We start from the raw sequence: 9,318 nt of genomic DNA on the forward strand, positions 1-9,318 counted from the left end.
CCAGCGCTACCTGAGCCACAGCACCTTCCGCAAGGATCGCAGCAAGGGCATCGCTGATACGGAAGAGAAGGAGATAGAGATTATGCAGCGCGCAGTAGGGAGTACACTCTAAATGTATTTATTTGAATGGGGGTTTCATTGGTCCAAGAGCCAGAAATCCTATGAAGAAATTGCAGAAGAAGCCAAAAATCAGCAACGCCAGCCGGGGCAACCTGTACTCAATGCGCCGGAAAGCGTTCAGGAGTCGGTATCGAAATCGGTTTATGACAACGAGTCGCTCTATGCCTATAACAATACTCATATCGATGTGCGCACTCCCAATGATGAAAAGCGCGGACTTATTACACTATCCATAGGCAGTGCTGCAGCAATACTCCTATGCATGCTGTTCGGCCTGATATGGATCATTATTCAGTTCGCAGTAACAGGCCATGCGAAAAATGGGGAGCCAGTGGGGGCTTTTGACTTTACAGTCCTGAGCTTCGCCCTATTAATCCCGATCTCCGCCTTATATATTTACTATAAATATGCTTTCCGATATATATTTCTGGAGGCTTTCACCGCCCGCCGCCTGATCATTCGTTTCAACCGCATTACCCGCAAGGTCTACCTGCTGCGTCCCAACCTTATCGGCGGCACCCGCATCATGGACTGGGACAAGGCCCAGATCATCGTCGAAAAGAACATGACCGAACTCGAAGGCACAGGCGGTTTTGTGTGGCTCAGTTGGGACAAAGGCGACGGCACCGATCTCGAAGGCAATCCCACTGATGACATAGAGGTTGCCTTCGTCGGCAAACCCATCCGCAACGCCAGCGAACTGCTGGCCTTCTGGGAATATATCCGCCGCTATATGGAAGACGGCCCCGCCGCCGCCCCGGCGCCTGAAAAACTCATTCCCAAATTCCCCTGGCCCTGGCTGTCCCTCAAGGCCGCCTGGGGCCTGGACACCCGCTTCCTGCGCAACAGCGCCCTGTGGGTGTTCGTGCTGCTCAACATCCTGATGCTGCCGCTGATCCTGATCCACGCCTTCGGCCACTGGCTGTCCCTGCTGCTGTGCTACGAGCCGCGCTTCCCCCGCGCCATCGAGGAAGCCGGGCGAGCATCGGCGCCGGCGGAAACATAGAGAGCGAACCAATACCATGCAAATTCCAACGTGGGAGCAATTCTCCGCTGTATTCGCCGCCCCCGGCGACGAGCAGGCACATGCCGTGCGCGAAGCCTTTATCCAGCAGTTCAACGAGCGCGCGGGGGATCAGGCGGCATCGTCAGTAGACGATTACGTGAACGCCTTGATCACAAGTTATGGCTACTTCCTGGATTTCAAGGAAAGCACCTTCGGTATCGTCGAGTGGCTGGAAGAAAAGCTGGGTAGTGCCTTCACCGCCGATTTCGATGATGATGGCGATACGGTGAAAGTGCGCTTTGCAGGCGAGGAGATCGTGCAGTCTTACCACCACATGGGAGACGATGAGTTCGAGCAGGATCTGGCGCAGCTTGAACACCTGTTGGGTGACCAGTACTTTTTCGTCTACCGCTATCTGGGCGACGGGTGCTTCAGCGATACCTTGGAGTTGCTGCTGGTGTCCGCCGGCGATTGGCGTCGGGCTGAAACGGTTTATGGCCAGTCCCGGGTAGCAGCCTACTTCAAGCGCTGTGTCAGCGACGCGCCACCCCCTGTAGCGAACGATGCACCTTCCGTTACTGCAGGCACTCCATCATCTGCCAGTCTGGGGCAGACGTCCGCCAGCAACAGGGCACCTAATGAAGAAGAAAGCGAGTGGGGCACGTTCTATCGGCTCAGAGCCAAGATGTTCCTCTGGGTCATTCTGCCAGTGCTGGTTGCGTTTGCTCTCAGCGTCGGGTGGGGGCTGCTGAAGGGCAATACCTTGCAGCCCCTGCAGCCAAAAGGCTGCAAGAACGTGGACAACGTTTTCCGCAACCTGCCCGCAGAACAAGCGGAACCCCTGGAAGAACAGATGCGCCAGCAGCTCGGTTGCAAGAGCGAATAAAACTGCACGGTGCCGTGCACCGAAGGAGAGAAAAATGTCAGGACGCGGCGCGATTCGCCTGGGAGACAGTCATTCCGGCGGCGGCACGATGATCGAGGCCAGCGGCTTTCCCGTGGACGGCATCCCGCAGTGCCTGCTCGGCGACGAGGCGCAATGCCCGAAATGCAAGGGCACCTACCCGCTGGTCTCGGGCGGTGACGGCACGGCCATCCAGAATGGCCGTCCCATGGTGTTCGAGCCCGCGCAGCTCGCCTGCGGCTGCACTGTCTCATCATCCTGTGCAGAGCACTACAACAAAGCATAACCGGCTGCTAGAGGAGAGCTTCTACTATGCACAACCCACCCCATCCAGGCGAGGCACTGCGCCTTGATGTGCTTCCGGCGCTGGGCATGAATCTCGATGCCCTGGCAGCGCACCTGGGCTATTCAAGCCGTCAGTTGCGGTCGGTACTCAATGGCCGGACGCCTATCCATGCCGACCTGGCCCACCGACTGGAGCTGGCCGGTCTGGGCACAGCACGCCAGTATCTGGCCGAACAGCAGGCCTGGTCGCTCTGGCAAGCCCGGCAGCGCCCGCATCCGCCCATCGCGCCGCTGTACACCCCGCAATACACGTGACAGGCAGGCCCACGGTCGTCAGTTGCCGGCAATGCGGTGACGCCACAGAACGCATTGTCGCCTGACACCCGTTCAGGTCTCCGGTGAGATAGGAACACCGGCCAACCAGCCCCCGACACCGGAGAAATGCTCATGACGATCCCGCAAACGCCTGCACACACGCACAACACCAAGTTCGCCACCCCGACCGCCCTGATGCTCGATGCCCGCCTCACGCCACTGGAGCGCAATGGCTGGCAGATGCTGCGCATGCTGCGTGCCCCTGACGGTATCAGTTCGCTTGCCAGCCTCGGGCAGTTGCGCCGCTACCTCACCTCTATTCCGCTCGGCCAGAAAGCCGGCCATGAAACGACTTGGCGCGTCCTGGTGGTACTGCGCCTGACTGGCTGGATCAGCCTGGCCGGTCAGCAGCGCGACCCGCTGACCGGCCATGTCCTGAGCGAGCAGTATCAAGTGCATGACCATTCACACCACTTCGCCCAGGCCTGCGCCCTTGCCCCGACGCTGCCGCAGTTGCTGCGCGAGGCCACGGGGAACAACCAGGTGGCGCGTGTGGCCGCGCATATCCAGGCCGCACAGGCAAACGCCTCGTCCGGCGGTGATGACTCCGACGACGCAGGCCCGACGACTCCGAGGGCTTCCGACGAATCCACGACCGCACCGTCGCCGGAACACCCGGCCGACATCCCGTCTGCTCAGTGCACTTCGGTTCCGCCACAGAACACGACGATGGCTGCCGTAACGGAAGGTGCCGACCCTACGTATAGTATGTATAAGTATAAAAAACGTACGTACCGCGCGCGCGAAGAGGGGGCTGGGGATAACCCGCCTGCATTGCCTCCCTGCCTGGGCCGGCTTGCCCCACGGCAGCAGCAGGATGTGGTCGTGGCCTTGCGGCGCCTGCCCGAGGCTCAGCGCCAGGATGTGCTCGACGAGCTGCAGGCCCGCAGCCAGAGCGGCACGGTGCACAACGTGATCGCCTATTTCTTCGGGTTGATCAAGCGGGTGCTGGCCGGGGAGTTCCGCTTTTGGGCTGGCCGCAAGCTGCGCCAGCCTGCCTGTCCGGCCGTTGCGGCAAAACCCGCCGTCACCCCGTCTCCATCCTCAACGCCAGCCCCCGAGTTCAAGCCCGCCGACCCGGAGTTGGTCAGGGCGCACATTGCCAACATCCGCAACATGTTGAACAGGCCTGCGAATGCCGGCGAGCTGACCACCCGCTTTCTGCAGGGCAAGGGATGGCGGCCCGGGCCTGCATGACGGTTCGGCGATCCGGTGGTTGCAGTCAGCGCGGCTGCCCCATCCACTGCAAGCTGCCTGAGCCGTCAGGACGGCCTCTGTCCTGGCGGATCAGGCAGCCGACAAGGCCGCAGGCCGCGTCAGTGGCGAAGCGCACAGGCGGCATGCCGTGGCTGCTGCAGATGGCAGGAAGGCGTTGCCTCTACCGCGTCGGCCAAGTCATTTCCTGCGCCAGAACGACCTCCGGGGCCTGCTGGTGTCGTCACTGCACACCGCAGTGACGACACCGCGAACCGCCGCAACAATACGGGCTGGGGCAGCATCCTATTGTCGCTGTCGCACATGATGATGCCCCGCGATACTGACCCCGCACTGACCTGCCGGCAGGTGTAATGCCGGACATGCTGGCGCAGCGTCCATGCGCCGTCATTGCGCAGCCGTACCCATCCGGCCACCCAAAGGCACCGGCTTCTGCAAGTGCCTGTCCGCAAGGATGAAGCCACCCCAGGCGCGCCAGGCCCATTTGCGCACCGCCCCTGCCACAGGGTGAGCCACTTTTATCTCCCAGCCATTCGGCGTCGTCCCATCCGCCGCAGCGTCCTGCTGCCTGTCTGTCCCATGCCCGCTGTCGTCATCAGCCGAGAGCTTTCCTTTATCCCATCCACAGGAGGTTTATCCATGCACTACGCACGCTGACATGCCGCCCGGCCTTCCCACAGGAAGCAAGGTGGACGCCTCATGCCGAGGCAAGGGGTGCGCTGAGCACCCAGCCCTTCGCCCTTCGGGGATCTCGCGATAGCGAGTTGGCAACAACACTAACCGATCAAGTTCTCAGCATGACGCGACACCCGGCACACAGGAGGCAGACGATGGACGATTTGACCTGGACGCTGATACAGCTGTGCCGACGCAACCGTGACGGCAGCTTTGCCACGCAGGCTGACCGGCAGCGCTCGCTGACGCTGATGGCCCGCCAGTTGCGTGATGCCGGGTTCAACCAGATGCAGGCCCGTTCGCTCAAGGGCAATCACGTCAATACGCTGCTCAACCAGTGGCAGGCACAGGGGCTCTCGACCGGAACCCTGAAGAACCGCCTGAGTCACTTGCGCTGGTGGGCCGAGAAAATCGGCAAGGCCGGCCTGCTACCTGCCGACAATCGCCAGCTCGGCATTCCCGAGCCGAAGTACAGCAGCAACCAGAGCAAGGCGCAGACTCTGGATGAACGCCTGGATGCCATCCGCGATCCGCACGTGCAGATGAGCCTGCGCCTGCAAGCCGCCTTCGGGCTGCGCCGCCAGGAGTGCATCAAGTTCCAGCCGACCTGGGCCGACCGGGGCGATCACATCGCGCTCAAAGGCTCATGGACGAAAGGCGGCAAACCGCGCAGCGTCCCCATTACGACGCCGCAGCAACGGGCGGTGCTCGATGCGGCGCGGACACTGGCCAGGGCCAGTTCGCTGATCCCGGCAAACAAGTCCTACATCCAGCAGCAACATGTGTATGACGGCCAGTGCAAGGCGGCAGGGCTGAGCAACATGCATGGCCTGCGCCATCATTACGCCCAGGCAAGATATGAGGCGCTGACCGGCTGGCAGGCGCCGGCTGCGGGCGGGCCAACCGCGCGTGAGCTAACCCCGGCCCAGCGCCAGATCGATAGGCAGGCTCGCCAGATCATCAGCCATGAACTGGGCCATGAACGGCACCAGATCGTCACGCTGTATGTGGGACGCTAGTCGCCGGGCAGTCGCTGGCTAGCCTCGTCGCATCCACAGTTCATACGCCAGGCCTGAGAGCATGAAGTAGGCCCCGCCAAGCAGCATGATCAGCAGCACAACGCCGCCGGCCCGTGCGGAAAACCGGGTATACCGCGCCAAGGCAAACCAGACCGAAGACAGTGCACCGCTGGCCCGCTGATTCATCAAGGCGAGGTAATGCAGTGACCGAAGCGCCGCAGCAAGCGTTGCGCCAACCCCCATCACGACTCCGAAGAGCTGGGACAGTATCCAAATCCGATGCTCGTCCTCCAGTACATCAAAATAGTAATCGATAATCCCGTAGCGGAAAGCAGCCTCACGGGCGCCGGCAATAATGCCTGCCTGCGCCAGTTCGGTCAGGTAGATAGAGGCGCCCACTGCAACCAGGGGCGTGAAGATGTACCAGCCCCATTCCGCGCTGTTGTATTGCCCCCGGATGGCAGAGGCCAAACCAGCCGCCAGGATAAACGCCGTGCAGGAAAACACCCCACTCAGCCAATAGTGCAGGATTTCACTGGCGTAACGGCTATACCCCCAGATGACAACGGCCACGACAATGAACAGAGCGCCAAGGTAAGCCCATACGTCGTCCGAAGAAGAGGATGTTCCCCGGCTTTGATTCACCACGACCGTTTGCCTGAAGGTGATAACGGTCTGCTGCACTGTGACAGGTGCCGCAGGCGAAGGGGTGTTGTTGAATCCGCCAAATAGCAGCCCCAATATGGCGCCGATAAGTGGGGATATAACAGCGCTTTGTACAAGCGGGTTATTTATCCAGGCAATAAACGCGTCCAATCAATGCTCCTTTACATGCTCACATGGTTATACCGACCCGAAAGAAAAACCGCCTGCAGAGCAACGCTGCCATTAAATGGCAACTCGCTCCGAAGACGGCTTGCTTATCGGGCCTGCTGCAATTCTCTGTATTTTATATAGATTAAATCGCAAGGCGAGCATTACACCTTGAACTGCGCTAGGCTCTGTCTGAAAAAAGCCGTCGCATATACCGCAGGACACAAGCCAGCGAAACCATCGCGGCGTAACTTTTTGCGAGCTTGTCGAAGCGCGTGCGATCCGGCGGTTCTCTTTCAACCAGCCAAACATGCGTTCGATGATGTTGCGCTGTCGGTATTTGGGCCGGTCGAACAGTCTGGGTAAGCCAGGCTTGGGCTTGCGCTTCATCGAGCGCAACGGGATGACGGGCTGCACTCGATATTGGTCGCAGTAGCGGCGTAGCGCTTCGGCGTCGTAGCCCTTGTCGGCAAGTAGCCACTTACAGCGCTTGCGCGGGCGGCCACGTTGGCTCGATGGAATGCTGACCTCGTCCAGCAGTAGTTGGGCGTAGCTGATGTCACTGGCTTGACCGCCAGAGAGGAGAAAGCGCAACGGTATCCCGCTGGCGTCGCAGAGCATGTGGATTTTGGTTGTCAGGCCGCCACGACTTCGGCCTAGAGCGTGATCGGCAGGCTCGTCAGGCCCCCTTTTTTCCGCGCTCCAGATGAAGCACGGGTTGCTCTAACAGCGGTCGAATCGATCATCCAGGTGTGGGGATCAATCAAGCCTTTGTCATTGAGTCTGAGGTGCAATCGTCTGAGCATCTGATCGAACGTTCCGCAGTTTCGCCAGACTCGGAAGCGGTGATGGACAGTCGCCCAAGACCCGAAACGCTCGGGCATATCTCGCCAGGCTGCTCCTGAGCAGAGCACCCAGAGAACACCATCGAGCATCAAGCGATCACTGCTGCGGGACCTGCCCCTGACGTGGACTGCCGTAAAGAGATCGGCGACCACCTCCGACGCTTCATCAGAGAGCTCATAACGCTTTGCCATCACAGAATTCCTTTCCGTAGATGGTCGGCGACTGTACCGAACCCGGGCTGTTCCGGGGCCACATTTCAGTTTCTTGGGATTTCAGACAGAGCCTAGCCGCTGAGCCCGCCGTAACCGAGCATTTAACTCGAAATTCTGCATTGCCCCACCGCATTGCTCGGAATTAGCGGCAGCAACCAGCACGACTGAACATCCCACGCGCCAGACTTATTTCGAACAGAAAAATGCGGTGGGCTGCGCGACAGAGCGATAACCAACTTTCTAAAAACATCTGCTTACACTTCGCGCCTCGACTGGAAGCCCTTCTTCATTGCATGGTTTTCTTTTGGACACAACTGCCGAATAGCGCCTGTTTGATCAACGCCTACTAACCGGTAATTATCCCTACAAATCTACCCCTCATATAGAAACCATCCCGTTCTCTGAGGATTTGACATGGGCGATGAATTAGACAAAAAGTCCGTGCTGCTTGTGGACTGCATGTTGCCAAAGGCCCATCAGTACTCGGACTTCCAGCTTCTGGAGTTGATTTACCAGGTACACGGCGATGATCTTGAGCAACGCTCCCCTTCCCCACAAACCCGAAGACGCTTGCGACTCGAAGTCTCTCCGAAACTGTCACTCCCCATCGCCGATGTACTCAGTGCTGAGCACACTGGGGAGATTGGAGAGGATCGTTACCACATTCAAACCACTTTTTTGGCTTGCATGGCACCTATTCGCCGCTGCCCAGCTATTACCTTGACGAAGTGGCCTATGAGCATGCGCAGGGCATCGGTGTACGCCTGGCCTACTTCAATTTCTTCAACCATCGCCTGCATACCCTGTTGCATTAGAGCTGGCCCAGGTACCGCTACTACCGGCGCTTCCAACCAGGCGCCACTGACGGCTTCTCTCGTTACATCTTCGCCATGATCGGTCTGGATGACGCCGCCCTGCGCGGCGCCACACCGCTGCCTTGGAGCCGGTTGCTGAGCTTCGTGGGGATGATTGCCAGCCGCAGCCGCTCGCCCACCGTCGTCTCGGGCATCATCGCCCACTGCTTCGACCTCACCGACGTCAGCCTCCGCGAATTCGAGCAACGCTACATGGACATCCCGCAGCCCCAGCGCCTGGCGCTGGGCAAACGCAACGGCACCCTGGGCGACAATTTCGTCCTCGGCGGCCGGGTGCGCACACGCGCCAGCAAGTTCACCCTGGTCATCCGCGATCTGAATCAGGAGCGCTTCCGCCAGTTCCTGCCCAGCGGCGAGAACTTCGCCCGGCTGCGCAAACTGATCGACTTCCTGCTGCCCGACCCGACCGCCTACGACCTGGAGCTGGGGCTGCGTCAGGAAGAAGTACCGCCGTTCAACCTCAAGCGCAGCAACGGCACCCATCTGGGCTGGACGAGCTTCATGGATCGCCAGAGCCTGCGCAGCCAATCCACCGTCCGCATCAGGGTGCGCTCATGAACCGGCCCGCCAATGCGCCACGCATCGCCCTGGTCGTCGTCAACCCGCAGATACTGCGCCAGGGCTGCGCGCCCAACTACGGCTTCGACGCCGCCGGCGGCACCATCGGCAGCCACGGCACCGACTGGCTGCTCAGCGACAACCGCGAGCGCATCCATCCCGTCCACTGCGAAATCGTGCTCGACGAGGGCCTGTTCTGCGTCGTCGACCGCTCGGGCCACATGCGCCTGAACGGCAGCGATGCCGCCCTGGGCCTGCACGTCAGCGCCCGCCTGGCCGAAGGCGACATCCTGCACATCGGCCCCTACCGGGTATCCGTCCACCTGCACGACCAGCAACATGCGCTGCCCGACCCGTCGCGCCACCTGATCCAGTACGACGTGGGCGAACTGCTCAACCTCCAGGACGAGCGCCT

The 9,318-nt window shown here is 60.4% G+C and carries 8 protein-coding genes and 2 pseudogenes; 8 read left to right on the forward strand and 2 right to left on the reverse strand.

Annotated features, from left to right (window positions below; genetic code table 11):
• The first annotated feature begins 112 nt into the window (after positions 1–112).
• The 6 genes from ACF8GB_RS06985 to ACF8GB_RS07010 all read left to right on the forward strand — a co-directional run bounded on the left by ACF8GB_RS06985 (position 113) and on the right by ACF8GB_RS07010 (position 5,599).
• Positions 113–1,126 (forward strand): DUF6708 domain-containing protein, encoded by a 1,014-nt coding sequence (locus ACF8GB_RS06985; protein WP_196126124.1) that lies wholly within the window; start codon positions 113–115, stop codon positions 1,124–1,126.
• A gap of 16 nt (positions 1,127–1,142) precedes the next feature.
• The gene (locus ACF8GB_RS06990) at positions 1,143–2,012 is read left to right on the forward strand and encodes a hypothetical protein (RefSeq protein ID WP_392526748.1); all 870 of its coding nucleotides are present in this window, start codon (positions 1,143–1,145) and stop codon (positions 2,010–2,012) included.
• A 34-nt stretch (positions 2,013–2,046) separates the two neighbouring features.
• Positions 2,047–2,316, forward strand: coding sequence for a PAAR domain-containing protein (locus ACF8GB_RS06995; RefSeq protein WP_058639901.1), 270 nt, complete (start codon positions 2,047–2,049; stop codon positions 2,314–2,316).
• 26 nt (positions 2,317–2,342) lie between these two features.
• Positions 2,343–2,630, forward strand: coding sequence for a HigA family addiction module antitoxin (locus ACF8GB_RS07000; protein ID WP_196186759.1), 288 nt, complete (start codon positions 2,343–2,345; stop codon positions 2,628–2,630).
• Between the two features lie 132 nt (positions 2,631–2,762).
• Positions 2,763–3,887: an STY4528 family pathogenicity island replication protein gene (locus ACF8GB_RS07005; RefSeq protein WP_392526750.1), complete on the forward strand. Its 1,125-nt coding sequence runs from the start codon at positions 2,763–2,765 to the stop codon at positions 3,885–3,887.
• A gap of 848 nt (positions 3,888–4,735) precedes the next feature.
• Entirely contained in the window at positions 4,736–5,599 is an 864-nt protein-coding gene (locus tag ACF8GB_RS07010) for a phage integrase N-terminal domain-containing protein (protein ID WP_392475431.1), read from the forward strand.
• 18 nt (positions 5,600–5,617) lie between these two features.
• On the opposite strand, the gene ACF8GB_RS07015 is transcribed toward ACF8GB_RS07010, so the two are convergent.
• Together ACF8GB_RS07015 and ACF8GB_RS07020 are read right to left on the reverse strand one after the other, a co-directional pair.
• Positions 5,618–6,415, reverse strand: coding sequence for a hypothetical protein (locus ACF8GB_RS07015; RefSeq protein WP_392475432.1), 798 nt, complete (start codon positions 6,413–6,415; stop codon positions 5,618–5,620).
• A 178-nt stretch (positions 6,416–6,593) separates the two neighbouring features.
• Positions 6,594–7,449, reverse strand: a pseudogene (locus ACF8GB_RS07020) (IS5 family transposase).
• A 435-nt stretch (positions 7,450–7,884) separates the two neighbouring features.
• Here ACF8GB_RS07020 and tssG point away from each other — a divergent pair.
• Positions 7,885–8,903 (forward strand): annotated as a pseudogene (gene tssG / locus ACF8GB_RS07025) (type VI secretion system baseplate subunit TssG).
• Positions 8,900–9,318, forward strand: a 419-nt coding sequence (locus ACF8GB_RS07030; protein ID WP_392526751.1) for an FHA domain-containing protein, incomplete at its 3' end; no start/stop codon positions are given. The pseudogene tssG and the gene ACF8GB_RS07030, both read left to right, overlap by 4 nt.

Origin of the sequence: Pseudomonas sp. xss_4, assembly GCF_043104125.1 — a bacterium.
In the GTDB taxonomy this organism is placed as follows: Bacteria; Pseudomonadota; Gammaproteobacteria; order Pseudomonadales; family Pseudomonadaceae; genus Aquipseudomonas; species Aquipseudomonas parafulva_B.